28 protein-coding genes and 1 pseudogene are annotated in these 24,882 nt (G+C 67.8%); 12 read left to right on the top strand and 17 right to left on the bottom strand.

Translation table 11 applies throughout. The annotated features are described in order from the left end of the window. Nucleotides 1–281 precede the first annotated feature (281 nt). Nucleotides 282–1,925 carry a CTP synthase gene (locus J0F76_RS15465; protein WP_207470809.1) on the top strand — a complete coding sequence of 548 codons (1,644 nt, stop codon included), beginning with the start codon at nucleotides 282–284 and terminating at the stop codon, nucleotides 1,923–1,925. Between the two features lie 111 nt (nucleotides 1,926–2,036). Here the strand turns inward: J0F76_RS15465 and J0F76_RS15470 are convergent, their stop codons facing one another. Further along, complete coding sequence (locus tag J0F76_RS15470; RefSeq protein WP_207470810.1) at nucleotides 2,037–2,588, bottom strand: LabA-like NYN domain-containing protein; 552 nt, start codon at nucleotides 2,586–2,588, stop codon at nucleotides 2,037–2,039. A gap of 107 nt (nucleotides 2,589–2,695) precedes the next feature. On the opposite strand from J0F76_RS15470, the gene folK reads away from it, so the two are divergent. The 5 genes from folK (at nucleotide 2,696) to J0F76_RS15495 (ending at nucleotide 7,969) form a co-directional block, all read left to right on the top strand. After that, complete coding sequence (gene folK, locus J0F76_RS15475) at nucleotides 2,696–3,295, top strand: 2-amino-4-hydroxy-6-hydroxymethyldihydropteridine diphosphokinase (RefSeq protein ID WP_207470812.1); 600 nt, start codon at nucleotides 2,696–2,698, stop codon at nucleotides 3,293–3,295. Between the two features lie 71 nt (nucleotides 3,296–3,366). Continuing rightward, nucleotides 3,367–3,720 (top strand): DNA-directed RNA polymerase subunit omega, encoded by a 354-nt coding sequence (rpoZ, locus tag J0F76_RS15480; RefSeq protein WP_207470813.1) that lies wholly within the window; start codon nucleotides 3,367–3,369, stop codon nucleotides 3,718–3,720. 28 nt (nucleotides 3,721–3,748) lie between these two features. Continuing rightward, entirely contained in the window at nucleotides 3,749–5,863 is a 2,115-nt protein-coding gene (locus J0F76_RS15485; RefSeq protein ID WP_207470814.1) for a RelA/SpoT family protein, read from the top strand. 37 nt (nucleotides 5,864–5,900) lie between these two features. Continuing rightward, entirely contained in the window at nucleotides 5,901–6,533 is a 633-nt protein-coding gene (locus J0F76_RS15490) for a DUF2062 domain-containing protein (RefSeq protein ID WP_207470815.1), read from the top strand. A gap of 92 nt (nucleotides 6,534–6,625) precedes the next feature. After that, nucleotides 6,626–7,969 (top strand): esterase-like activity of phytase family protein, encoded by a 1,344-nt coding sequence (locus J0F76_RS15495; protein ID WP_207470816.1) that lies wholly within the window; start codon nucleotides 6,626–6,628, stop codon nucleotides 7,967–7,969. Nucleotides 7,970–8,125: 156 nt separating this feature from the next. Here the strand turns inward: J0F76_RS15495 and J0F76_RS15500 are convergent, their stop codons facing one another. The 3 genes from J0F76_RS15500 to otsB all read right to left on the bottom strand — a co-directional run bounded on the left by J0F76_RS15500 (nucleotide 8,126) and on the right by otsB (nucleotide 11,547). After that, complete coding sequence (locus J0F76_RS15500; protein ID WP_207470817.1) at nucleotides 8,126–9,058, bottom strand: tetratricopeptide repeat protein; 933 nt, start codon at nucleotides 9,056–9,058, stop codon at nucleotides 8,126–8,128. A gap of 387 nt (nucleotides 9,059–9,445) precedes the next feature. After that, entirely contained in the window at nucleotides 9,446–10,801 is a 1,356-nt protein-coding gene (locus J0F76_RS15505) for an alpha,alpha-trehalose-phosphate synthase (UDP-forming) (RefSeq protein ID WP_207470818.1), read from the bottom strand. Continuing rightward, entirely contained in the window at nucleotides 10,801–11,547 is a 747-nt protein-coding gene (otsB, locus tag J0F76_RS15510) for a trehalose-phosphatase (protein WP_207470820.1), read from the bottom strand. The genes J0F76_RS15505 and otsB overlap by 1 nt, the downstream gene beginning before the upstream one ends. A 146-nt stretch (nucleotides 11,548–11,693) precedes the next feature. Between otsB and J0F76_RS15515 the strand changes: the two genes are divergently transcribed. From J0F76_RS15515 to msrA, 3 genes are all read left to right on the top strand, one after another. Continuing rightward, nucleotides 11,694–12,653, top strand: a complete 960-nt coding sequence (locus tag J0F76_RS15515; RefSeq protein WP_207470821.1) for an NAD(P)H-dependent flavin oxidoreductase — start codon at nucleotides 11,694–11,696, stop codon at nucleotides 12,651–12,653. Between the two features lie 61 nt (nucleotides 12,654–12,714). Next, nucleotides 12,715–13,161: a peptide-methionine (R)-S-oxide reductase MsrB gene (gene msrB / locus J0F76_RS15520; protein WP_207470825.1), complete on the top strand. Its 447-nt coding sequence runs from the start codon at nucleotides 12,715–12,717 to the stop codon at nucleotides 13,159–13,161. After that, nucleotides 13,158–13,664 carry a peptide-methionine (S)-S-oxide reductase MsrA gene (gene msrA, locus J0F76_RS15525; RefSeq protein WP_207470826.1) on the top strand — a complete coding sequence of 169 codons (507 nt, stop codon included), beginning with the start codon at nucleotides 13,158–13,160 and terminating at the stop codon, nucleotides 13,662–13,664. Before msrB ends, msrA begins: the two co-directional genes overlap by 4 nt. 3 nt (nucleotides 13,665–13,667) lie before the next feature. Here msrA and J0F76_RS15530 read toward each other — a convergent pair whose 3' ends face one another. After that, the gene (locus J0F76_RS15530; RefSeq protein ID WP_207470827.1) at nucleotides 13,668–14,291 is read right to left on the bottom strand and encodes a YqgE/AlgH family protein; all 624 of its coding nucleotides are present in this window, start codon (nucleotides 14,289–14,291) and stop codon (nucleotides 13,668–13,670) included. A 102-nt stretch (nucleotides 14,292–14,393) separates the two neighbouring features. Here J0F76_RS15530 and J0F76_RS15535 point away from each other — a divergent pair, with 102 nt between their 5' ends. Further along, the gene (locus J0F76_RS15535) at nucleotides 14,394–15,164 is read left to right on the top strand and encodes a protein-disulfide reductase DsbD domain-containing protein (RefSeq protein ID WP_207470828.1); all 771 of its coding nucleotides are present in this window, start codon (nucleotides 14,394–14,396) and stop codon (nucleotides 15,162–15,164) included. On the opposite strand, the gene J0F76_RS15540 is transcribed toward J0F76_RS15535, so the two are convergent. The 3 genes from J0F76_RS15540 to J0F76_RS15550 all read right to left on the bottom strand — a co-directional run bounded on the left by J0F76_RS15540 (nucleotide 15,161) and on the right by J0F76_RS15550 (nucleotide 17,193). Beyond that, a complete protein-coding gene (locus J0F76_RS15540; protein WP_207470850.1) occupies nucleotides 15,161–15,892 on the bottom strand; it encodes a uracil-DNA glycosylase in 732 nt (243 codons plus the stop codon). The two genes, J0F76_RS15535 and J0F76_RS15540, sit on opposite strands and share 4 nt — an antisense overlap. Nucleotides 15,893–15,966: 74 nt before the next feature. Continuing rightward, on the bottom strand, nucleotides 15,967–16,671 hold the full coding sequence (locus J0F76_RS15545) for a response regulator (RefSeq protein ID WP_207470829.1): 705 nt from the start codon (nucleotides 16,669–16,671) through the stop codon (nucleotides 15,967–15,969). A 9-nt stretch (nucleotides 16,672–16,680) separates the two neighbouring features. After that, nucleotides 16,681–17,193, bottom strand: a complete 513-nt coding sequence (locus J0F76_RS15550) for a MarR family winged helix-turn-helix transcriptional regulator (protein ID WP_207470830.1) — start codon at nucleotides 17,191–17,193, stop codon at nucleotides 16,681–16,683. Between the two features lie 156 nt (nucleotides 17,194–17,349). Here J0F76_RS15550 and J0F76_RS15555 point away from each other — a divergent pair, with 156 nt between their 5' ends. Both J0F76_RS15555 and J0F76_RS15560 read left to right on the top strand, forming a co-directional pair. After that, entirely contained in the window at nucleotides 17,350–18,219 is an 870-nt protein-coding gene (locus J0F76_RS15555; RefSeq protein ID WP_207470832.1) for a branched-chain amino acid aminotransferase, read from the top strand. Between the two features lie 48 nt (nucleotides 18,220–18,267). Beyond that, nucleotides 18,268–19,242 (top strand): FUSC family protein, encoded by a 975-nt coding sequence (locus J0F76_RS15560; protein WP_207470834.1) that lies wholly within the window; start codon nucleotides 18,268–18,270, stop codon nucleotides 19,240–19,242. Between the two features lie 43 nt (nucleotides 19,243–19,285). Here the strand turns inward: J0F76_RS15560 and J0F76_RS15565 are convergent, their stop codons facing one another. The 9 genes and pseudogenes from J0F76_RS15565 to J0F76_RS15605 all read right to left on the bottom strand — a co-directional run. Then, nucleotides 19,286–19,474 carry a hypothetical protein gene (locus J0F76_RS15565; protein ID WP_207470835.1) on the bottom strand — a complete coding sequence of 63 codons (189 nt, stop codon included), beginning with the start codon at nucleotides 19,472–19,474 and terminating at the stop codon, nucleotides 19,286–19,288. A 63-nt stretch (nucleotides 19,475–19,537) separates the two neighbouring features. Next, nucleotides 19,538–20,002, bottom strand: a complete 465-nt coding sequence (locus J0F76_RS15570; RefSeq protein ID WP_207470837.1) for a PTS sugar transporter subunit IIA — start codon at nucleotides 20,000–20,002, stop codon at nucleotides 19,538–19,540. An 85-nt stretch (nucleotides 20,003–20,087) separates the two neighbouring features. After that, on the bottom strand, nucleotides 20,088–20,663 hold the full coding sequence (hpf, locus tag J0F76_RS15575; RefSeq protein WP_207470839.1) for a ribosome hibernation-promoting factor, HPF/YfiA family: 576 nt from the start codon (nucleotides 20,661–20,663) through the stop codon (nucleotides 20,088–20,090). Between the two features lie 191 nt (nucleotides 20,664–20,854). Next, nucleotides 20,855–21,604, bottom strand: coding sequence for an LPS export ABC transporter ATP-binding protein (lptB, locus tag J0F76_RS15580; protein WP_207470841.1), 750 nt, complete (start codon nucleotides 21,602–21,604; stop codon nucleotides 20,855–20,857). After that, entirely contained in the window at nucleotides 21,604–22,080 is a 477-nt protein-coding gene (gene lptA, locus J0F76_RS15585; RefSeq protein WP_207470843.1) for a lipopolysaccharide transport periplasmic protein LptA, read from the bottom strand. The genes lptB and lptA overlap by 1 nt, the downstream gene beginning before the upstream one ends. 21 nt (nucleotides 22,081–22,101) lie before the next feature. Continuing rightward, nucleotides 22,102–22,674, bottom strand: coding sequence for a hypothetical protein (locus J0F76_RS15590; protein ID WP_207470846.1), 573 nt, complete (start codon nucleotides 22,672–22,674; stop codon nucleotides 22,102–22,104). A gap of 3 nt (nucleotides 22,675–22,677) precedes the next feature. Then, a complete protein-coding gene (locus tag J0F76_RS15595) occupies nucleotides 22,678–23,622 on the bottom strand; it encodes a KpsF/GutQ family sugar-phosphate isomerase (RefSeq protein WP_242690243.1) in 945 nt (314 codons plus the stop codon). Nucleotides 23,623–23,692: 70 nt separating this feature from the next. Further along, entirely contained in the window at nucleotides 23,693–24,307 is a 615-nt protein-coding gene (locus J0F76_RS15600; RefSeq protein ID WP_207470849.1) for a ribonuclease D, read from the bottom strand. A gap of 134 nt (nucleotides 24,308–24,441) precedes the next feature. Next, nucleotides 24,442–24,882 (bottom strand): annotated as a pseudogene (locus J0F76_RS15605) (hypothetical protein); the annotation flags it as partial.

Genomic DNA, 24,882 nt, shown 5'->3' on the forward strand with positions numbered 1-24,882 from the left:
GCGGCCGACACGGCAGCGCCCGCCACCGATGCGACTGACGCCCCCGCCGCCGAGGCTCCGGCCGTCGAGCCTGTCGCGCCCCCGGCCGCACCGGCACCTGCCGCGCCTGCGCCCACTCCGGCGAACTGATCCACACCACACCTAGGGGCGGGTTTTCCCGCCCCCACATCAACTTGCGGCACATTGCGGCCACGGGGCGAATCGGCTATAGCTTGACTCCCGTGATGCTGGTCGTTCGGCGACCCGCAACCAGATACCATTTGCGAAATCACGGGGGCCTCATGGCGCGTTACATCTTCATCACCGGCGGCGTCGTGTCCTCGCTCGGCAAGGGCCTGGCCTCGGCGGCACTGGGCGCGCTGCTGCAGGCCCGCGGCTTCACCGTGCGGCTGCGCAAGCTGGACCCCTATCTGAACGTCGATCCCGGCACCATGTCGCCCTTCGAACATGGCGAGGTCTTCGTGACCGACGACGGCGCGGAAACTGACCTGGACCTGGGCCATTACGAACGCTTCACGGGCGTGTCGGCGCGGCGCACGGACAGCGTGTCCTCGGGGCGCATCTATTCCAACGTGCTGGAAAAGGAACGGCGCGGCGAATACCTGGGCAAAACCATCCAGGTGATCCCCCACGTCACCAACGAGATCAAGGACTTCATCGCCATCGGCGACGACGAGGTCGATTTCATGCTGTGCGAGATCGGCGGCACGGTGGGCGACATCGAGGGTCTGCCCTTCTTCGAGGCGATCCGCCAGTTCACCCACGAGCGCCCGCGCGGCCAGTGCATCCTGATGCACCTGACGCTGCTGCCCTATCTGTCGGCGTCGGGCGAACTCAAGACCAAGCCCACCCAGCACAGCGTCAAGGAACTGCAATCCATCGGCCTTGCCCCCGACGTGCTGGTGTGTCGCAGCGAACACCCGATCCCGGAAAAGGAACGCGCCAAGATCGCGCTGTTCTGCAACGTCCGCCCCGATGCCGTGATCCCCGCCTATGACCTGAAGTCGATCTACGAGGCGCCGCTCGCCTATCACCGCGCGGGCCTGGACCGCGCCGTTCTGGACGCCTTCCAGATCAGCCCCGCCCCGCGTCCCGACCTGTCCAAGTGGGAGGACGTGATGGACCGGCTTGAGAATGCCGAGGGCCAGGTGAACATCGCGATCGTGGGCAAGTACACGCAGCTTGAAGATGCCTACAAGTCCATCGCCGAGGCGCTGACCCATGGCGGCATGGCCAACCGCGTCCGCGTCAAGGCCGACTGGGTGGACAGCGAGAAGCTGGAAGGCGAAGGCGCGCATCTTCTGGACGGCTACCACGGCATCATCGTGCCGGGCGGTTTCGGCGAGCGCGGCACCGAGGGGATGCTGGCGGCCGCGAAATACGCGCGCGAGAAGAAGGTGCCCTACCTGGGCATCTGCCTGGGGATGCAGATGGCCGTGATCGAGGCCGCGCGCAACCTGGCCGGAATGCCCGACGCGGGCTCCGAGGAATTCGACCACGAGGCGGGCAAGACGCGCTTCACGCCGGTCGTCTATCACCTCAAGGAATGGGTGCAGGGCAACTATACCGTGCAGCGCAAGGTGACGGACGACAAGGGCGGCACCATGCGGCTGGGCGCCTATACCGCCATCCTGACGCCCGAGTCGAAGATCAGCGAGGTTTATGGCGGCGCCGTGGAAATCGAGGACCGCCACCGCCACCGCTACGAGGTGGACGCGACCTATCGCGACCAGCTGGAACAGGCGGGCCTGTGCTTTTCGGGCATGTCGCCCGACGGCAAGCTGCCCGAGGCGGTCGAATATGCCGACCACCCCTGGTTCATCGGCGTGCAGTCCCACCCGGAACTGAAGTCCAAGCCCTTCGAGCCCGCGCCGCTGTTCGCGGGCTTCGTGCGGGCGGCGATGGACATGGGGCGGCTGGTCTAGGGACGCGACCGGCAGCCAATCCTTTCCCGATCGGCCCGAAGGGTCGGCGGGACGGCCATCCGCCCCATTCGCGCCAAGGCTGACCAGACCCTCGCCCGGTCAGCCTCTTTCCTATGCCTCGCCCGCCTGCTGTTCCCGCGGCGGCCGTCCCACGATGTCCCGCAGGGCATCCAGCTCGATGAAGTTGTCCGCCTGCCTGCGCAGGTCGTCCGCGATCATGGGCGGCTGGCTGCGGATGGTCGAGACGACCGAGACGCGGACGCCCTGGCGCTGCAGCGCCTCGATCAGGGGGCGGAAGTCTCCGTCGCCGGAAAACAGCACGGCATGGTCCAGCCTGGGGGCAAGCTGCATGGCGTCGATGGTCAGTTCGATGTCCATGTTGCCCTTGACCTTACGACGGCCCATCGTGTCGGTGTATTCCTTGGCAGGCTTGGTCACGACGCAGTAGCCGTTGTAGTGCAGCCAGTCGACCAGGGGGCGGATCGGGGAATAATCCTCCCCTTCCATCAGGGCGGTGTAGTAATAGGCGCGCATCAGCTTGCCGCGGCGGTCGAATTCCTGTCGCAACAGCTTGTAGTCGATGTCGAAGCCCAACGCCTTCGCCGAGGCGTAAAGGTTGGCTCCGTCGATGAAGATCGCCAGGCGATCATCCTTGTAAAACATTATCATTGCCTTCAATGAGACTGCTCGTTCAAGACAAGGACCAGCCATGGTGAGGAACATGGCGCAAACGGTCCTGCCGCATCATCTTCATAGAACGAACGGGTCCCATGGAAAACTTGTCTTTCGGTATCATTGCCTTGGGGGGGAATCTTCCGACCGCGGCAGGCGATCCGTCGCACGTGCTGCATGAAGCCCTGGCGATCCTGCACGCCGAGCGGGACATTTCGATAGCGGCTGTCAGCCGCGTCTGGCGCACGCCCGCCTTTCCGCCCGGCTCCGGGCCGGAATTCGCCAATGCCGTCGCGACGATCCGCACGATCCTGCCGGCACCCGATCTTCTGGCCCGCCTTCACGGGATCGAGGCGCGCCTGGGCCGCGACCGCAGCACGGGCCGGTGGTCCGCGCGGGTTCTGGACCTGGACCTGATCGCGCTTGACGACCTTGTGCTGCCCGATGCCGCCACCGTGCGGGACTGGATCGCCCTGCCGCTGGCCCGCCAGCGGGTCGAGACGCCCGGCTGCCTGATCCTGCCGCATCCGCGGATGCAGGATCGCGGCTTCGTCCTGGCACCCCTGGCCGAGATCGCGCCCGGTTGGCGCCACCCCTTGACCGGGAAGACCGTCTCGCGGATGCTGGCGGAACTGGATGCCGAAGACCTGAAGGCCATGACGCCGCTGCCCCCGGGCACCGGCCTGTTCCTTCCTTGACATTTCCACGGGTGACGTCCAGAACCTCGGTTTCGCCCCGGATTTCCGATTCGCAACTGCACAGGTGAGACATGGCCCGCGTAACGGTTGAAGACTGCGTCGACAAGGTCCCGAACCGCTTTGATCTGGTGATGCTGGCCTCGCATCGCGCGCGTGAAATCGCCGCCGGCAGCGCGCCGACGGTGGACCGCGACAACGACAAGAACCCGGTCGTGGCCCTGCGCGAGATCGCCGAGGAAACGCAGCCCGTGGACGAGCTGCGCGAACGCATGATCGAATCGACCCAGACCCAGATCGAGGTCGACGAGCCCGAGGAAGACGCCATGGCCCTGCTGCTGGGCGCCGAGGTCGACCGCCCCAAGCCCGCCGACGAGGAATCCGAGGAGCGGATGCTGCGCATGATGCTGGAAGCCAACCAGCGTTGAGGCATCGGAAAGGGGTCTTCGGCAGGCTATGATCGACGTCGAAGACCTTATCGCGCTTGTCCGCAACTACAACCCGCGCAGCAACGCCGCCCTGATGCGCGATGCCTATGAATACGGGATGCGGATGCACGAAGGGCAGTTCCGCCATTCGGGCGAGCCCTATTTCACCCATCCCATCGCCGTCGCCGCCATCCTGACCGAGATGCGGCTGGACGACGCGACCATCGTCACCGCCCTGCTGCACGACACGGTCGAGGACACGCGGTCCACCAAGGAAGACCTTGCGGCCACCTTCGGGGACGAGATCGCCGATCTGGTCGATGGCGTCACCAAGCTGACCAACCTGGAACTGTCCTCGGCGCAGTCCAAGCAGGCGGAAAACTTCCGCAAGCTGTTCATGGCCATGTCGCGCGACCTGCGCGTGATCCTGGTCAAGCTGGCCGACCGGCTGCACAACATGCGCACCATCCGGTCCATGCGTCCCGAAAAGCAGGTCAAGAAGGCCCGCGAGACGATGGACATCTATGCGCCCCTGGCCGGGCGCATGGGGATGCAATGGATGCGCGAGGAGCTGGAAGACCTCGCCTTCAAGGTCATCAACCCCGAGGCGCGCAATTCCATCATCCGCCGCTTCGTCAGCCTGCAGCGCGATTCGGGCGACATCATCGGCGCGATCACCGCCGACATCCGCACCGAACTGGAACGCGAGGGGATCGAGGCGACCGTCTTTGGCCGCGCCAAGAAGCCGTTCTCCGTGTGGCGCAAGATGCAGGAAAAGCAGCTGGCCTTCTCGCGGCTGTCCGACATCTACGGCTTTCGCATCATCACCCGGTCGGAAATGGACTGCTATCGCGCGCTTGGCGTGATCCACCACCGCTGGCGCGCGGTGCCGGGGCGGTTCAAGGACTACATCAGCCAGCCGAAGTCCAACGGCTACCGCTCGATCCACACCACCGTGTCGGGCCGCGACGGCAAGCGCGTCGAGGTGCAGATCCGCACCCGCCAGATGCACGAGGTGGCCGAATCCGGCGTCGCCGCCCACTGGGCCTATCGCGACGGCACCCGCACCAAGAACCCCTTCGCCGTCGATCCCGCCGAATGGATCGACAGCCTGGCCGACCGCTTCGAGGGCGAGGACCACAACGAGTTCCTGGAAGCCGTCAAGCTGGAGATGTACCAGGACCAGGTCTTCTGCTTCACGCCTAAGGGCGACGTGATCCAGTTGCCCAAGGGCGCGACGCCCATCGACTTCGCCTATGCGATCCACACGCGGCTGGGCAATTCCTGCGTCGGCGCCAAGGTGGACGGCATCCGCGTGCCCTTGTGGACGCGGCTGAAGAACGGCCAGTCGGTGGACATCATCGCGGCCTCCGGTCAGCGCCCGCAATCGACCTGGCTCGACATCGTCGTGACCGGCCGCGCCAAGGCCGCGATCCGCCGGTCCCTGCGCGAGGAGGACCGCGACCGCTTCATCCGCCTGGGCCGCGAACTGGTGCGCGTCAGCTTCGAACACGTGGGCCGCAAGGTCACCGACAAGGCCCTGCGCACCGCCGCCAAGCAGATGGGCCTGGCCGACGCGGACGAGCTGCTGGCCCGGATCGGCAGCGCCGAGAATTCGGCCAAGGAGGTTCTGCAGGTCCTCTGGCCCGACCTTGCCGCCCACCAGGACGAGATCGACGGCGCCCGCCCCTTCGCCGGGGTCGAGGCGGATGCGGACTTCAAGCGCGCCCCCTGCTGCAAGCCCCTGCCCGGCGAACGCATCGTCGGCATCACCTATCGCGGCAAGGGCGTGGTGATCCATGCCATCGACTGCCCCGTCCTGGCGGAATACGAGGACAGCCCCGACCGCTGGGTCGATGTGCAATGGCGCGCAGGCCGCCATCCGGCCGCCTATTCGACCCTGCTGAGCCTGACGATCCGCCACGATGCGGGGGTGCTTGGCCGCATCTGCAGCCTGATCGGGGCGCAGGGGGCCAATATCTCGAACCTGGAGTTCAAGGACCGCAAGCCCGACTTCTACCGCATCGAGGTCGAGGTCGAGTTGCGCGACCAGGAACACCTGCATAACTTGCTGACGGCGCTGGAAGCGGAAAGCGACGTGGCGCAGGTCGCCCGCATCCGCGACGCGGCCATGAAACCCTGACGCGGGCTGCCGCATTCGGTCAACGGGGGATTGCAAGGTGTTCAAGCGAACCAAGCCGCGCAGCTACGGCCAGATCCTGACGGAACTGATCTATCCGCCCGGCGGGATTCGCCGGGGCACCACCTATCTGTGGCACCGCCTGCGCCGCCTGCCCGACCAGCCGCACCGGATCGCCCGGGGCATCGCCGCCGGGGTGTTCCTGTCCTTTTCGCCGTTGCACGGCTTTCACTTCATCGTCGCCGCGCTGGTCTGCCTGGCGATCCGGGGCAACGTGCTGGCGGCCTTCGTGGGCACCTTCGCGGGCAACCCGCTGACGACACCGTTCATCGCGCTGGGGGCGGTCGGCCTGGGACGGACGCTGCTTGGCCTGCCCGGCGACATGTCCCCGCAACAGATCTTTCGCGAATTCGCCCATGCCACGTCCGAGACCTGGCACAACATCATGTCCGCCATCGGCCCCGGCCCGACCAGCTGGAGCGGCCTGTCCGAATTCTGGCAGGAAATCTTCCTGCCCTATGCCGTCGGCGGGGCGGTCCTGGGCGGGATCGCCGCGGTTCTGTCATTCTACGCGACGATTCCCATCGTGCGGCGCTATCACCGGCGCAAGGCGCAGGCGATGGCCAAGCGGATCGCGCGCGTGCAAAACGCTCCGGACAGGGGCGACGGCTGACGCGGTTTCATGCCGCTGTCACGCGCGCGCCGCATGGTTGTCAGCTTTTCCGCCTAGCAGGTCATCTTCGGACATGAAGAAGGACCCCGACCATGCGCCTGACCCTTGCCCTGCTGGCCTGTTCCGCCGCAGCCCCCGCCCTTGCCGAGGAGCGGTTCCCCGCCATCCTGGCCGGTCACGCGATCCTGCCGGCCTTCACGATGGTGACGCCCCCCGCTGCTGCGCCGCGCGACCTGTGGGTGTCGGGCAAGTTCACCGGCAAGCAGCGGAACGAAGACCCGATGACGGTTGAAGGGGACGTGGGCAAGGCCTATGGCGGGCACAGGACGGGCATCTCGCTGCCCTTCATCGGGCAGCCTGTGCAGGGCATGTCGGGCCTTGCCATGAACCGGGACCGCGATGGCAGCTGGTTCGCCCTGACCGACAACGGCTTTGGCAGCAGGATCAACAGCCCCGATGCGATGCTGTTCTTCCACCGGATGCAGCCGGACTTCGACACCGGCAAGGTGGCCCGCCTGGAAACCGTGTTCCTGCGCGATCCCGACCGCAAGGTGCCCTTCCGCATCGCCAACGAGGCGACCGAAGGCCGCTATCTCACCGGCGCCGACTTCGATCCCGAAAGCATCCAGTTCCTGAACGACGAGTTGTGGATCGGGGACGAGTTCGGCCCCTATGTCCTGCGCGTCGCCCGCGACGGGCGCGTGCTGTCCGTCCACGGGACCACGCTGGACGGCAACGCCGTGGCCGGGCCGGATACGCCCGGCGTCGTCGTTCCCGCGCAGCCCGGCACCGACTTCCAGGCCCAGCGCTCGGGCGGCTATGAAGGCATGGCCCTGCAACCGGGAACGAACCTGCTGTGGGCCATGCTGGAAAAGCCGCTGCTGGGAAGCGACGGCCAACCCGAGGGCGGTTTCCTGCGCGTCATGACCTTTGACACCGGTGCGGCCGACTGGACCGGCGACAGCCACCGCTTCCGCCTGTCGGACGGGGCGACCGCCATCGGCGATTTCAACTTCATCGACGATACCCGCGCCCTGGTGATCGAGCGCGACAATGGCGAGGGCGACGCCGCCCGCGCCTGCGCCGAGGGCACGGCCGACCAGTCCGCCTGCTATCCCCAGCCCGCCCGCGTCAAGAACGTGGTGCTTGTCGATACCGCCAGCACGGACGCGGACGGCTTCATCCGCCGCATCGGCCATGTCGACCTGCTGGACATCGCCGATCCCGATGGCAAGGCACCGGAAGGCATGGCCTCGACCGAGGGCAGGTTCGCCTTCCCCTTCTTCACCATCGAGGACGTGGCCCGCGTCGACGACACGCACATCCTGATCGCCAACGACAACAACCTGCCCTTCTCGGGCGGGCGCGAGATCGGCAAGGCGGCGGACAACGAGTTCATCCTGCTGTCCGTGCCGGAACTGCTGGCGGCGCGATAGCCCCAGCCGGATGTGGCAGGGGCGGGGGCAGCCTGTCCCCGCCTTCCGATCCCCGCCAGTGCCTGCCCCCGCCCCCCGGCCGGATGCGGATCGCCCGGCCGCAGGTTCCGCACGCCCCGCCCAGGATGGTCGCGGGCCGAGGCCACGGGAAAGCCCTCAGGCGTCAATCCGGCGCCAGTCTGCCTCGATCCGGTCCCGGGCCGTCTTCAGGGCCGGATGGGCCGCATCGATGTCCGCGGCCGCCGAGAGGTGGCCGACGACATTCTCGCGATCTCCCGTGTGGTTGTAGATGTTGGCCTTGGCGACAAGCGCCAGGATGTCGCGCGGGTCCGCTTTCAGGGCCTCGTCATAGGCCTGAAGGGCTGCCGTCCAGTCCTTTCGAAGAAAATGGATCTGTCCGATCAGGCGATGGTGGTGCGACTTCTGCGGCTGAAGGCTCACGGCGGACATCGCGGCCTCATGGGCGGCGGCCAGGTTCCTCGCCTTGACGTGGTGGACTGCCAGCTTGAAATCCAACTCTGCGGCCAAGACCTCCGGGATGGGCACGGGCGACTTGGCTGATATCCTTCTGGCAAGATCGGGGTCGCGTGGGATCGCTGCCGTCGCCGTCGTCACATAGCGCAGCACGGATTTCACCCTGAGGGCGCGCGCCGTCCTTCGGATGGCCGCGGTGTCCGCCGCGATGGTGCTGTCGAACAGCGCCTTCATGTTGGCCGTGCCCGCAAAGACCTGAACGCAGCTATGCCCCGTGTTCGGAAGGGCGATCTCGGTGATCCAGGGCGCCTGCTTCCTGATGAGACCGACGCGCTGCGTGTCGGCGCGGTGGCGGGTATCATAGAACACGGTCGCGTTCCTGCAGACGTCCAGGGTGGCGATCTGCATTCCGGCGTGAAGCTCGGGCCGGAAATGCCTGTTGTAGATCTTCTCCTGCTCCACCTCGGGGTCCAGTGTATACTGCGGAGAGAAGGCGATGGCATGATCCGCTTCAAGAAGATTGCCGTATTTCAGGGCGGCGTATACCCCCATGGAGCCGCCATAGACGATGACCGTCCTGAACCTGCGGGATACCTCTCGGATCGCAGGGACCATCGGGTGAAGTCCCGCCTTGGGAAACCAGTCCGCGCCGGGTTTCGAGGTCAGGCCGATCGTCGATTCCGCAGCCGTTCCGCCAGCGTGTCGCCCCAGAAGCTGTTGTTCCGGGAACGGTGTCCGAAGGACAAGAACGTGACGAGAAGGACGTCCCCTTCCGCGTCAAAGAACCGGGCGTCCGCAAGGGGCGATCGCGCAAACAGACGTGACACGGTGAAGATTCCTTCCGCCAAGGCCTCTGGAACCTCAATCCGTCTTCGGCACGGCCGTGTCGATCATCGGCCGGGGCCAGGCACACCGCCCGCACAAGTCCGGGTCACGACCGCATGTCTTTCGGTCCGGGAGCCCCGCGCCCCGGTCTGGACGGCGCGCTTTCGATCCCCTTGTTCAGGCCCGCGCCTGCGCCAGGGCTTCCAGATAGGCCGCCGACCACCAGCCGACGTCGTGATCCAGGACGCAGCGCAGCAGGGCGGCATGGCGGTCCCGGCGTTCCTCCAGCGGCATGTCGATCGCCTGACGCATGGCCTGCGCCATGTCGGCGGTGTCATGCGGGTTCACGGTCAGCGCCTCGGGCATCTGTTCGGCCGCGCCGGCAAAGCGCGACAGGATCAGCACGCCGGGATCGGCGGGGTCCTGGGCCGCGACATATTCCTTGGCCACCAGGTTCATGCCGTCGGCCAGCGGCGTGACCAGGCCGATCCGCGCCTGGCGATACAGGCCCGCAAGCTCGTGCCGGGGGATCGGGCGGTGGATGAAGCGGATCGGCGTCCAGTTGACGGTGGCGAACTGGCCGTTGATGCGGCCCGCCAGATGTTCGGTTTCCTCGCGGATCTGCTGGTAGGCATCGACCGATTCCCGCGTGGGCGGGGCGATCTGCAGCAGCATCACCTGTTCGGTCAGGGACGGGTCGCCGTCCAGCAGCGCCTGGAAGGCCCGGAATCGCTGCGGGATGCCCTTGGAATAATCCAGCCGGTCCACCCCGATCATGATCTGCGCGCCGGTCAGGCTGCGCATCCGGTCCTCCTCGCGCGCGCCCTCGGCCTCGGCGATGAAGGCTTCGGCGTCGATGCCGATGGGAAAGACGCCCGCCCGCATGTCGCGCCCCGCGATGCGGAAGCGGTCTTCGGACAGTTGCGCGAAATCCGAAAGGCTGCGCGCGCTGGCGGCGAAGTTGTCCAGGTCGCGCTGCGCCTGGAAGCCCACGAGGTCATAGTGGGACAGCCAGGTGAACAGCTCGTCCGGGTTCGGCAGCGTGGCGCAGTCGGTCGGGCCGGGAAAGGGGATGTGCAGGAAGTGCCCGATGGGCGCCGTGACGCCCAGCTTTCGCAACTCCTGCGCCAGGGGGAAAAGCTGGTAGTCCTGCACCCAGATGCGGTCGTCGGGCTTCAGGTGGGGGACCAGCAGCCGGGCGATGCGTTCGTTCACCCGGCGATAGCCGTCCAGGTATTCGGGAACGATCCGCATCAGGTCGGCCCGGCTATGGCAGACCGGCCACAGGACCGAGTTGGAATAGCCAAGGTAATAGGTCTCGTGATCCTCGGGCGTCAGGTCGAACGAGGCCCGCCCGAAGGCCGCGCCTTCGTGAAAGGCCAGGTCGTCCGACGGTTCCTCGACCGTCTCGCCGGAAAAGCCGACCCACAGCCCGCCCGAGGTCCGCAGCGCATCTTCCAGCGCGACGACCAGACCGCCCGAAGGATTGTCGCCCAGGGGGATGCGGTTCGACACGGCCACCAGACGCGCCATCAGCGAGCCTCCATCAGGGCGCCGTCCAGCCACCTGGCCAAGGCGGCGGGATCGGACATGCGATGGTGGGCGACCGTCTCGCCCTCGCCGATCTTGATGCCGAAGCCGCCATGGGCCTGGGCATGGGCCATCGCCACCTCGTCGGTCAGGTCGTCGCCGGCATAGACGGGCACGCGCCCGGCAAAGGGCGGGACCGCCATCAGGCGATCCAGCGCGCCGTCCTTGCCGGCGCCCGAAGGACGCAGTTCGACCGCCATCTTGGCGGGTTGCAGCACCATGCCGGGATGGGCGTCGGCAAGCTGCGCCATCACCTCCTCGACCACCGGGCGCAGGGAGGGATCGGCGCGGTAATGCAGGGCGACGCCGTGGGGTTTCCGCTCGACCAGGATCGCGGGACTGTCCGCCACGGCCGCCGCCGCGGCGCGGTGCAGGCTGTCCAGGTCCAGATCGACGCCATGCGTCTTCTGGATCAGCTGTCCGTCCAGCGACAGTTCCGCCCCGTGGCTGCCCGCGATGGCGCCCGGGAAATCCGGCAGGAAGCCCCGCAGGTCGGCGATGTCGCGGCCCGAGACAAGCGCCACCGCCCCGCCCAGCCGGCCATGCAGCCGCGCCAGCCGTTCGGGCAGGCCGGGCGGGATCACCACCGCATCGGGGCGGGGCGCGATCTCGACCAGGCAGCCGTCGAAGTCCAGGAACAGGGCGGCGTTGGCGGGCAGATCGGGAACGGATGAGGCAGGCGGCTGCATCGGCGCGCATTCTCCTTTGCAACGGGCGTCACCGTCCCAACCCCCCCGACCCCCGGAGGTTTCACAAGACCGCGAGTTTTTCCGCCGCGTCAGGGTTGCCCCATGACACCCCCCGCGCCATCGTCGCCCCAGATCCGGAGGAACCCATGCTGCCACCCATCCTGCAAGACCTGCGCATTCCCGTTGTCGCCTCGCCCATGTTCATCGTGTCGGGGCCGGATCTGGTCATCGCGCAATGCAAGGCGGGCATCGTCGGCAGCTTTCCGGCGCTGAACGCGCGCGAGAAGGACGGAGAGCCACCCCTGCTGGACGCCTGGCTGACCCGCATCAGTGAGGAACTGGACCGCCACAACCAGGCCAACCCCGACCGGCCCGCCGCGCCCTTCGCCGTCAACCAGATCGTCCACCGCAGCAATGCCCGTCTGGAACGCGACATTGAGATCTGCCACCGCCACAAGGTGCCGATCTGGATCACCTCCCTGGGCGCGCGGGTCGAGGTGAACGAGGCCGCCCATGACTGCGGCGGCATCGCGTTGCACGACGTGATCAACAACGTGTTCGCGAAAAAGGCCATCGAGAAGGGCGCGGACGGGCTGATCGCGGTCGCGGCAGGCGCGGGCGGCCATGCCGGGCCGCTGTCGCCCTTTGCCCTGGTCCAAGAAATCCGCGACTGGTTCGACGGCCCCCTGCTGCTGTCGGGCGCCATCGCCACGGGGCGCGCGGTGCTGGCGGCGCGGGCCATGGGCGCGGATCTGGCCTATATCGGCAGCCCCTTCATCGCGACCGCCGAGGCGAATGCGCCGGAAGGCTACAAGCGGATGATCGTGGACAGCGCGGCGGGCGACATCGTCACCTCGTCGCTGTTTACGGGGGTGTCGGGGAACTATCTGGCGCCGTCGATCCGGGCGGCGGGCATGGACCCCGACAATCTGGAAAGCGCCGATCCGTCCGCCATGAACTTCGGCGGCGCCAAGGCCAAGGCATGGAGCCAGATCTGGGGATCGGGCCAGGGTATCGGCGCGGTGCGCGACATCGTGCCTGCGGCGACCCGCATCGACCGGCTGGCCGCGGAATATGCCGAAGCCAGGGCGGCGATTTGCGCCTGACCTTTGCGATCCCGCCCGCCGATCCCATATTGGGGCGGAACAGGACCAGCGGAGGACAAGCATGGCCTATCAGAAGACCCCCGAGGCGGTTGCCCGCCTGACGCCCGAGCAGTATCGCGTCACCCAGGAAAGCGGCACCGAGCGCGCCTTCACCGGCGAATACGACCATCATTTCGAACCCGGCATCTATGTGGACATCGTGTCCGGAGAGCCGCTGTTCGCCTCGTCGGCGAAATACAACTCGGGCTGCGGCTGGCCGGCCTTCACCAAGCCCATCGACGATACCGTGACCGAACACCGCGACGTGTCCTACGGCATGGTCCGCACCGAAGTCCGGTCCAGGCACGGCGACAGCCATCTGGGCCATGTCTTCCCCGACGGCCCGCGCGAGTCGGGCGGGCTGCGCTATTGCATCAACTCGGCTGCGCTGCGCTTTGTCCCCCGCGACCGGATGGAGGCCGAGGGCTATGGCGCCTATCTGTCCCAGGTCGAGGAGGCCGTGCGATGAGCGAGCGCGCGGTTCTTGCGGGCGGCTGCTTCTGGGGAATGCAGGATCTGATCCGCCGCCTTCCCGGCGTGATTTCCACGCGCGTGGGCTATACCGGGGGCGAGGTGGCGAACGCCACCTATCGCAACCACGGCAACCACGCCGAGGGGATCGAGGTGATCTTCGACCCCACCATCATCACCTATCGCAAGCTGCTGGAGGTGTTCTTCCAGATCCACGACCCCACCACGCCGAACCGGCAGGGCAACGACATCGGCCCCAGCTATCGGTCCGCCATCTACTACGCGGACGATGACCAGAAGCGCGTGGCAGAGGAGACCATCGCCGATGTCAACGCATCCGGCCTGTGGCCGGGCCGCGTCGTGACCGAGGTCGAACCCGTGGGCGATTTCTGGGAAGCCGAGCCGGAACACCAGGACTACCTGGAACGCTTCCCGAACGGCTATACCTGCCACTTCCCGCGTCCGAACTGGGTGCTGCCGCGGCGCAGCGCGGCAGAGTAGGCCTCAGGCCCGGCCCGCCGCGGCGGACAGCAGCGACGGGTCGATGCCCTGGGCGCGCAGCGCGATCTGCCACTTGTCCGTATGGGCCGCGCCGAAGATCAGGTCCTCGGCCCCGTCGCCGGTCAGCCAGCCGTTCTGAAGCATCTCGGCCTCCAGCTGGCCCGGGCCCCAGCCCGCATAGCCAAGCGCCAGCACGGCCGAGGCGGGACCGTGGCCATGGGCCAGTTCCTCCAGGATGTCGCGCGTGGTGGTCATCGCCAGCGTCCGGCCGATCCGCAGACGCCCTTCCGGGTCGTCGCCATATTCCGGGACGTTGTGCAGGACGAAGCCCCGGCCGGGCTCGACCGGCCCGCCGAAGCGCACCTCGATCCGGCGGGCGGTGCCGTCACTTTCGATCCCCAGCTGCTCCAGCAGGTCGCCGAAGTCGATCTCGGGCAGGGTACGGTTCAGGACCAGACCCATGGCGCCTTCGTCGGTATGGGCGCAGATCAGCACCACCGACCGTTCGAACCGGGGATCGGCCATGCCGGGCATGGCGATCAGGATCTTGCCGGTCAGGTTGGTCTGGCCGTCATCGGAAAGGCGGCGTTCGGGGCCTCTGCCCTGGGTCTCGGGGGTGGTGCTCATCGGCTCTCCTTTCCTTTTTAGATCGGCCTTTGTTCTTCGCGTTGCAAGACCCGCGCGGCTTTGTGACTTCATCCTGCGCGGGCCAGAGGCTATCGATTGGTCATGATCCGCATCGCCTCGCCCCTTCTCTGCCTTGCCCTGTCGGCGCTTCCGCTTTCGGCCGAGCCCGCGCCGGGCCTGATCGGCGTCCGCATCCTGCCCGGCTGGGTCCAATCAGACGGAAGCCGCGTCGGTGCCATCGAGTTCCAGTTGCAGCCCGGCTGGAAGACGTATTGGCGCAGCCCCGGCGACAGCGGGTTGCCGCCGGTATTCGACTGGTTGGGGTCGGACAACCTGGGCGACATCGCGCTGCACTGGCCCGCGCCGCAGGCGATCCCCTCGGGCGATGGCGTCGCGCTTGGCTATCACGACCGGCTGGTGCTGCCCTTCACGGCAAGGCCCGCCGATCCCGGCCAGCCGGTCGACCTGGCGGTCTCGGTGGATTTCGGGCTGTGCAAGAACATCTGCGTGCCCGCCCATGCCGCGCTGCGTGCGGACAGCCCCGGCGCGGCGCCCGACCCGGTGATCCTTGCCGCGATGGACCGGGTGCCGGAACCCGCCGGCGAGCGCCCGAGCTGCGACATCCGCCCGATCGAGGACGGCATCCGCGTCACCGCCACCCTGCCCCGTCCCGTCGCGCTTGCCGCGATGGAACTGGCCGACAGCGATGTCTGGGTTTCCGGCACCGAGGTGCGGTCCGAATCCGGCCGGACCCTGCTGACGGCGGATTTCGTGCCGCCCGAGGCCGCGCCCTTCGACCTGCCCCGGAACCGGCTTGTCTTCACCCTGGCCGACAAGGATGGCGCCGTCGAGATGCGCGGCTGCAAGGGCTAGGACGATCCCTCCAGCCGCGCCGACAGGGACAGCAGGTCGGCCCAGGCCTCGCGTTTCGCGGGCGGGTTTCGCAGCAGATAGGCCGGGTGGGTCATCGGCAGGGCGGGACGACCGAAGGCGGTGGCCCAGTTTCCCCGCAACCGCAGGATGCCGCGACGGCCGATGGCGGCATCGCAGGCGATGTTGCCCATCAGCACGATCAGGTCGGGCGCGGCCAGTTCGATATGGCGGCGCACGAAGGGCAGGCTCATCGCGATCTCGTCGGGCTGGGGATCGCGGTTGCCCGGCGGACGCCAGGTCAGGACATTGGTGATGTAAAGCGCCTTTTCCGCATCGACCGACTGGCGCGACAGGCCGATGGCATCAAACATCCGGTCCAGCAACTGTCCCGCACGACCCACGAAGGGACGGCCCTGGCGGTCCTCCTCGTCCCCCGGCGCCTCGCCCAGGATCAGCACGCGGGCCTTGGGATTGCCGTCGGCAAAGCAGAAGTTGCGCGCGCCCTTCTTCAGCTCGATCCCGTCAAAGGCCTCCTGCGCGGCGGCCAGAGCGTCCAGTGTCATGGCCGATCCCGCCAGACGCTCGGCCTCGGCCACGCGGGCGGACTGGTCGTCGTCGGCACTCAACTGAAGGACCGGCGCGGCGGGCGGCGGGACCACCGGCTGGGGCCGGGCGGCAATCTCGAACCGGTCCACCGGCCCGTCCCCCATGGGCTCGTCCACGCCCATCTCGGCCTGCCATTCCAGCAGGGCAAGCGCGGTGTCCGCGTCAAGCTCGATCCCGTGCCAGGCCAGCCGGTCCACTAGTCCACCACCAGCATGTAGCCCGTGCCGCGCACCGTCTGCAGGAAACGCGGCTCTCGCGGGTCGGGCTCGATCTTGCGGCGCAGGCGGGTGATCTGCACGTCGATGGCGCGTTCGCTGTTCTCGCCCTCGTCCCCGCCGCCGCGGCCCAGATCCTCGATCAGGTCGGCGCGGCTGACGGGCTCGCCCTTGCTGGCGGCCAGGCGGCGCAGCAGCGACTGCTCGGTCCCGGTCAGGCGCAGGTGATTCTCGCCCTGCCACAACTCGCCCTTGTCGATGTCATAGCGCAGCGCGCCCAGCGTCAGGAACTTGGGCTGGTGGACCTCGGGCGCGGGGACGCGGCGCAGGATGGCGCCGATGCGCAGCAGCAGTTCGCGCGGCTCGAAGGGCTTGGGCAGGTAGTCGTCGGCACCAACCTCCAGGCCCGTGATCCGGTCCTCGGTTTCCCCGCGCGCCGTCAGCAGCAGGATCGGCGTCATCAGCCTTTCGCGCAGGGACCGGGTCAGGGCGAAGCCGTCCTCTCCCGGCATCATCACGTCCAGGACGATCAGGTCGAACTCCAGCCCCGCCAGCAGGCGGCGGGCCTGCGCGGCGTCGCGGGCCAGCGTGACCAGAAAGCCGTTCTTGCGCAGGAACCGGCCCAGAAGCGCACGGATGCGTTCGTCGTCATCGACGATCAGCAGATGGGCGTCAGTCTGGCTCATGGCGGGCCTTTACTCGGGCAGTTCCTTCATCGACTGATACTGCGCCCGCGTCTCGGGGTCCATCATCGCCTCCAGCACCTGCCTGAATCCCGCGACTGCCTGCGGTCCCGCCGCGCGATAGGCCTGCCGCATCCGCGCCCGCTGCGCCTCGGACAGGCGGCGTTCCAGGGCGGCGCCCTTTTCGGTCAGATGCAGCAGGCGTTCGCGCCGGTCGCGCCGCCCGACGCGGCTTTCCACCAGCCCGTCGTCGATCAGCGCCCGCAGCACCCGGTTCAGCGACTGCTTGGTCACGCCCAAGACCGCCAGCAGGGACGTGACCGTCAGACCCGGATCGCGATGGATGAAATGAAGGGCGCGGTGATGGGCGCGGCCATAGTCCAGATCGGCCAGGATCAGGTCCGGGTCAGCCGTGAAGGCGCGATAGGCGAAGAACATGGCCTCGATCCCGCGACGCAGCTTCTCGTCGGTCAGGAACAGCAGATCCTCGCCCATCATGCTGTGAACGCGCAGCGTCTCGGCCATCATCTCATCCTTGTCCAGTTCATCCCTTGATAGGACAGCGATGTTGACTTTCCAAGATTCGATTGCTAGCCGTCAAGGGCTTCGCGCAACAAAAGGGCCGTTCCCCGGCGGACCCGCGCAAGAATCGAAAAAGCCGGGCACCGATTGGAGAGAATGATGACGGGCGCATATGACGATCGCGACGGCAAGATCTGGATGGACGGCGAACTGGTCGATTGGCGCGACGCGAATGTGCATATCCTGACCCATGCGCTGCATTATGCAAGCTCGGTCTTCGAGGGCGAGCGCTGCTATGACGGCAAGATCTTCAAGGGCCACGAGCATTCGCTGCGGCTGATCGAATCGGCCCGCCTGCTGGACATGCAGTCCCCCTACTCGGCCGAGGAGATCGACGCGGCCAAGGAAGCGGTGCTGAAGGCCAACGGCTTCACCAACGCCTATGTCCGCGCGGTGATGTGGCGCGGGTCGGGTCCCGACATGGGCGTGTCGGCCGCGCGCAACCCGGTGCGCATGGCCGTGGCCGCCTGGGAATGGGGCAGCTACTACGGCGACGCCAAATGGCAGGGCGCCAAGCTGGACGTCGCGAAATGGAAACGCCCGTCGCCCGAGACGATCCCGACCGCAGCCAAGGCCGCCGGCCTTTACATGATCTGCACCATGTCCAAGCACGCCGCCGAGGCGAAGGGCTGTTCGGACGCCCTGTTCATGGACTGGGAAGGCTATGTGGCCGAGGCGACCGGCGCCAATATCTTCTTCATCAAGGACGGCGAGGTCCACACGCCCCTCGCCGACCGCTTCCTGAACGGCATCACGCGCCAGACGATCATCCAGATGCTGAAGGACAACGGCACGGCGGTCCACGAACGCCGCATCCGCCCCGAGGAACTGGACGGCTTCCAAGAGTGCTTCCTGACCGGGACCGCTGCCGAGGTCACGCCCGTCGGCCAGATCGGCGACTGGCACTTCCAGGTGGGCCAGACGACCCGCAAGGTGGCCGAGGATTACGAGAAGCTGGTCCGGGCCTGATTGCCCGCCGGGTCGCCGCAAGGCGGCCCGGCCTTGGCAGGGTCGATCATGACATCAGCGCCCCCCTGGATCTTCCGGGCCTTGCAGCTTGGCGCCGCCGCCGCGATCGCGCTGGCGGCGGCCGTGCTGATGGACCTGCCCAACCCGTTCTGGGCGGCCATGCCGGTCTGGGTCGTGGCGCAGCCCTTCCGCCAGGATCTTGTGCTGCGGGCGGTGCTGCGCGTGGCGGGAACGGCCCTTGGCGCGGCGATCGGCTGGTGGATCCTGACCGCAATCCCCAGCCCCGCAATGCAGGTCGCGATGCTGGCCCTGACCAGCGGGCTTGGCGCGGCCCTCGCCTATCGGATCGGGACGATCTACAGCTATGGGGTGCTGCTGGCGGCGATCACCGTGGCGGTCATCGTCGTTCCGGCGCTGGATCATGCCGTCGACGCGCTGGCCATGGCAAAGGGACGGCTGGCCTGCACCGTCATCGGCGTGATCGCGGTCACCGCCATCACCTTCCTGTTCACGCCCGCCCGGCCGGACCGCCCCGAGCCGATCCCCCATCCTGCGCTGGAAAGGGTTGCGCGCCACGGCGTCATCGCGGCGGCAACGGCGCTGCTGGGCGGCGCGCTGCTGCACCTGATCGGCGGTCCGGCAGGGAAGGGGGCCGCCTTGTCGCTGTCCGTCTTCAGCCTGCTGATCGCCTCCAGCCGCAATCCCGCGCCCATGCTGGCCTATATGCCGACAGGCGCGGCCATCGGCGTGATCGCCGCCTTGGCCTATCGCGGCATGGACGCCGCCCTGCCTGACCCCGCCGGCATGGCGCTGCTGCTGGCATTTCCCTTCATCGCGGCAGGCGCGATCCTGCGCAGCCATCCCCGGACGGCACCGTTCGGACTGGACGCCAACATGTGCTTCCTGCTTGCGGCCGAGGCCGGAACCGCCGGGCACGGCCTGACCGCACACGCCTTGGGCGGCATCGCGATGATCGCCGCCGCCATCGTCTTCACCGCCGCGTTCCGGCGTCTCGCAGGGTAAAAAAAGGCCGCCCCTTCCGGACGGCCTCGCGCCAACTAAGCCCTCAACTTACATGCCCGCGCTCGATCCGGAGGTATTCGACCGTTCTGCGGTTCTCCTCGCTCCGGGTCTGGGGGCGCGACCGCAGGACCTCCACGGCCGGATGGGTGCCCGATTCACGTTCCTGCCGGGTATATTCCCGCAGCCGGGTTGCGCCGCTGTCCTGGGGGGTGTCGGTGAGCGTCTTGGTCATCTTCGGCCTCCTTCAACAGGTGGAGGCCCTATATAGGACCGAATCGGCCCCAACCCAAAGCCTTTAAGCGGCCTTGATCCCCTGGGCCGCGGCCAGAACCGCGTGCAGGGCGACCGGGTCGTCGTTGGCGCGCAGCTTCGCACGCAGATCGGTGTCGCGCAGGGTGCGGGACACAAGCGCCAGCGCCTTGAGGTGGTCGACCCCGCTGGTCTCGGGGGCCAGCAGGCCAAAGACCAGATCGACCGGCTGACGGTCCACCGCGTCGAAATCCAGCGGCTTGTCCAGCCGAACGAACAGCCCCACCACGCGGTCCAGCCCGTGCAGCCGCGCGTGCGGCAGGGCCACCCCCTGTCCCACGCCGGTCGGCCCCAGGCTTTCGCGTTCCTGCAGGGCGTCCAGAACCTCGGTGGCGTTCAGCCCGTATTCGGCATGGGCCAGTTCCGCCAGCTCCTGAAACAGCCGCTTCTTCGAGGTCACCTGTCCCAGGGAACGCACGGCGCCCGGTTTGAGGATTTCGGTCAGCAGCATCGTTTCCGTCTTTCCCAAGGCTCAAGCGCCCCCGCCCGGAACGGCGGAGGCGTTTTTTGTTCAATCAAGCGTCACGCGGATGGCCTCAGCCATTGCCGCGCGGGTCGATCCATCCCACATTGCCGTCGTCGCGGCGATGGACGACATTGACGCCCCCGTGTTTCTCGTTGCGGAACACCAGAAGCGGGGTCCCGGACAATTCCATCTGCATCACCGCGTCGCCCACCGACAGGGTCGGCACGCGGGTTTCCATCTCGGCGATGATGATGGGCTGCAGGCCGCTGTCCTGCGCTTCCCATTCATCCTCGTCAGCGGCCAGCACATACATGCCTGCCTGGCCGAATTCAACCGGCTCGGACCTGTCCTTGTGGTGATCCTTCAGGCGGCGCTTGTAGCGGCGAAGCTGCTTGTCCATCTTTTCGCGGCAGGCCTCGAAGGCGGCATAGATCTCGGTCGCGGCGCCGCGGGCGGTCACGTTCAGGCCCGTCGACAGGTGCACCACGGCATCGCACAGGAACTGGTGGGCGTCCTTCGAGAAGGTGACCGTGGCGTCGGTCGGGCGCTGCGAATACTTGCCGACCGTTTCGCCCACTTCCGTCTGGACATGCGTGGCAAGCGCGTCGCCGATATCGATCTGTTTTCCGCTGATGGTATAGCGCATCGTCTTTCCTCTCGGTTGCCCGTTCCCGCGTGCGCCAGCCCGTTCATAGCAGCCGGCGCCCGGCGGAAACGGGGGTGGCGGGATACGGTTCCTGCCGCACCCGCAGGAATCAATTTGGTGACAGCCGATGGGTTCTGTCAACGGGGCGCACGTTCGCGTGAGGCGATTTCGCCCCAACCTCTCCGGAAGCGCTAGCTCAGCCGGAAACCCTCGCCCAAGTAGACCTCGCGCACCTTGGGATCGGCGACGATCTCGGCGGTGCTGCCCGACATGAGGACATGCCCGTCATGCAGGATATAGGCCCGGTCCACGATGCCCAGCGTCTCGCGCACGTTGTGATCGGTGATCAGCACCCCGATGCCGCGGGACTTGAGATCATGGACCAGCCCGCGGATCTCGCCCACGGCGATCGGATCGACGCCCGCGAAGGGTTCGTCCAGCAGCAGGAAACTGGGATCGGACGCCAGGCAGCGCGCGATCTCGGCGCGCCGACGCTCGCCGCCCGACAGGGCCAGCGCGGGGGCGTTGCGCAGATGGCCGATGGAAAAGTCGCCCAGCAACTCCTCCAGCCGGTCGCGGCGGTGGCGGGGGTCCTCGTGGACGACCTCAAGCACGGCCATGATGTTCTGCTCGACCGTCAGGCCGCGAAAGATCGACATCTCCTGCGGCAGATAGCCGATGCCCATCCGGGCGCGGCGGAACATCGGCAGGCGGGTGGCGTCCTGCCCGTCGATCAGCACCTGACCCGCATCGGGCGGAACAAGGCCCGCGATGCAATAGAAGCAGGTCGTCTTGCCCGATCCGTTCGGACCCAGCAGGGCCACGACCTCGCCGCGCGCCAGATCGACCGAGACATCGCGGATCACCGGACGGTTGCGATAGGACTTGCGCAGGCCCCGGACCCTCAGCCCGTCCCCCGTCCGCGCCGCCGCACCCCGCATCAGTTGCCGCCCGGCTGCAGGACGGACCGGACCCGGCCGTCGACCCGTGCCGTGCCCGATTCCAGGTTCACCAGCATCTTGTCGCCGGTCAGCACGTTCTGCCCCTGGGTCAGCACCACGTCGCCGGTCAGGGTGACATTGCCGGTCTCGACATCATAGGTCGCCGCCTGCGCCTCGGCCGCGTCGGGACCCGACACCAAGGTCACGTTGCCGGTGGCGTCCAGCGACCGGATGCGGCTCTGCCCGCCCTCGGCATAGATCACCGTGACGCTATCGGCGGACAGGCGCATCTCGCCCTGGCCGATCACCACGTTTCCGGTAAAGACCGCGCTGCCGTCGGCCTGGTTGACCGACAGGTTGTCCGCCGCCACCTCGACCGGAGCCTGGATGTCGGCCCGCATCCCCCCGAAGGTCACGTTCTGCGCCACCGCCGGGGTGGCGGCAAGGATCAGGGCTGTCAGCAAGGGGCGCAGCATCGGCTTGTCCTTCCGGTGGGATCAGGGCTTGTATATCAGACGGACATCGCCCGAGAAATTCAAGATCGAGCTGTCGCCCTCCTCGGCCGGGGCCAGTTCCATCCGCTGCGCCGAAAGGGCACCGAACGGCGCCTCGGCCTCGACCCCGTCGCCGGCCGCGATGCGGGACCGGTCGGTCGCGGCCTCGACGCTTTGCGTATCCAGGGTCCACCCCGTCGAGGTGGTCATCCGCACGCCGCCGTCCAGCCGGATCGCGCCCTCCGCCAGCCCGGCCTGGGGCGCCGTCAGGTCGGCGCGCAGCCCGTCGGGCCGCAGCCAGTCCAGCCGCAGGTCGCGGGCGCTGCCGCTACCTCCGTTTCCGGGCGCGGCCTCGGTCGCGCGCAGGGTCAGGCTGGCCCCGTCCTCGGTCACGCCCGCATATTCGGGCGCCACGACGCGGGGATCGCGGGCCATGGCCTCGGCATCGACCTCGGCATAGGGGATGCGCGACTCGGTGTCGCCGGTGCGGGAAAACAGGAACAGCACCGACAGCATCGCCAGTGCCAGCAAGGGCAGCAACACACGCAGCCAGCGGACGACACGGGTTCGGTTCATGGCTCAGACGATACCGGCGCGAAGGCAGTCATGGATATGCAGGATGCCCTGCGGCAGGCCGCCGGCCACCGCGAACAGGCAGGTGATCTTGCGGTCCTGCATCTGCGCCACGGCGGTTTCGGCCAGGGCGTCGGGGGCGATCACGCGCGGATCGGGGGTCATCACCTCGCAGGCGCGCCGGTCCAGAAGGCCCTGCATGTGGCGGCGCAGGTCGCCGTCGGTGATGATGCCGACAAGGCGCCCCGCCCCGTCCGTGACGCCGGTCACGCCATAGCCCTTCTGGCTGATGACCAGCAGCGCCTCGGTCATGGGGGCCTCCTCGGGCACCAGCGGCATGTCGCGATGCATCAGGTCGCCCACCTTGGCCAGCCGCGCCCCCAGCTTGCCGCCGGGATGGAAGGTGCGGAAATGCTCGGGCGTGAACTGGCGATGCTCCATCAGCGCGACGGCCAAGGCATCGCCAAGCGCCAGCGTCATGGTGGTCGAGGTCGTGGGCACGATGCCGTTGCCGCAGGCCTCGGGCGCGGCGGGCAGGACCAGGGCCACGTCCGCCTGCCGCAGCAGCGTCGATTCGGGGCGCGAGGCGACCCCGATCAGCGGGATCTCGAAGCGCCGCGTATGGGCGATCAGGTCGGCCAGTTCCGGCGTCTCGCCGCTGTTCGACAGCACCAGCGCCACGTCGGACTGCGTCACCATGCCCAGGTCGCCATGGCTTGCCTCGGCCGGATGGACGAACTGCGCGGGCGTTCCCGTGGATGCCAGCGTGGCCGCGATCTTGCGCCCGACATGGCCCGACTTGCCCATGCCCGACACGACCACGCGCCCCCGCGCCCCCAGGATCAGATCGACCGCCCGTGCGAAATCGCCGTTCAGCCCCTCGGCCAGGACCGCCAGCCCCTGCGCCTCGGTCAGGATGACGCGCCGCGCCGTGTCCAGATAATCCGTCAAGCCGCCTGCCTTTGCCTTGGTGCAAGTATCCTCGGGGGTCCGGGGGCAGAAAGCCCCCGGCCTGGCCGATCTAGTGCTTGAAGATGTCGTTTTCATCCCCCCAGCCCAGCAGATCCAGATGCGCGCGCGCGGGCAGGAAGTCAAAGCAGGCCTGTGCCAGTCCCATGCGGTTCTCGCGCCGCAGCCGCTCCTCCAGCGCTTCCTTCAGCTTGTGCAGGTGCAGCACGTCGGACGCCGCATATTCAAGCTGCGCATCCGTCAGATCCGCCGCGCCCCAGTCGCTGGTCTGCTGCTGCTTGCTGACATCCACGCCGACCAGTTCGTTCAGCAGGTATTTCAGCCCGTGCCGGTCGGTATAGGTGCGGACCAGCTTGGACGCGATCTTGGTGCACCAGACAGGCGCCGTGACCACGCCAAAGGCGTTCTCCAGCGCGGCAATGTCGAAGCGCCCGAAATGGAACAGCTTCAGCACCTTGGGATCGGTCAGCATCCGGCACAGGTTCGGCGCCTCGGTCTGTCCGCGCTCGATCTGGACCAGGTGGGCATCGCCGTCGCCCGACGACAGCTGCACGAGGCACAGCCGGTCGCGGCGCGGATCAAGACCCATTGTCTCGGTGTCTATGGCCACCACCGGGCCAAGCACCAGGTCGTCGGGAAGGTCGTTGGGGTAAAGATGTATGCTCATCGCGTCGTCCGTCTGGCCAAGCCTTGCTTGGCGCCCCTCTCACCAGAAAGCGGCGCTGCAATCCAGTCTTATTCGCCTGAACGACGCCAAATCGGCGGACGGCCGGGACTGGGACACCCGGCCGACCCTTGTCGTCAGGACGATTGCGCGGCCTGGACGGCCTTCATGCAGGCGTCCTCGTCCCCTGCGGCCAGTGCGTCGCGCGCCGCCTGGATATGGGCGTCGCGACCCGACTCGCCCCCGGCGGAACCCGCCGCCTGCTCGGCCGCCGTGGGCTGGCCTTCCTGCTGGGCCTGGGCATCCGCCCCGGACATGGCAACACCCGCCTGCTGCCCCGAGGCCCCTTCCAGCGGCGTGTGCGATCCGTCCTTGGCGATGCCGTCGCCGGCCGCCGCATCCGGGGCGCTGCTGGACGCCATGTCGGTGGTGGCGCTGCCCGTTGCCGCGCCGCCACCTGCTGCCGAGTCGGTCGATGCGGCGCTGCCGCTGGCCGGGCTGTCGGTCGGCGCGGCACTGTTCATGCCGGCCGATGCCGCCGTGTCCGCCGCCGCACCCGTTGCCGCGGCATCCGCGCC

This window comes from Paracoccus fontiphilus (genome assembly GCF_017356265.1).
Taxonomy (GTDB): domain Bacteria; phylum Pseudomonadota; class Alphaproteobacteria; order Rhodobacterales; family Rhodobacteraceae; genus Paracoccus; species Paracoccus fontiphilus.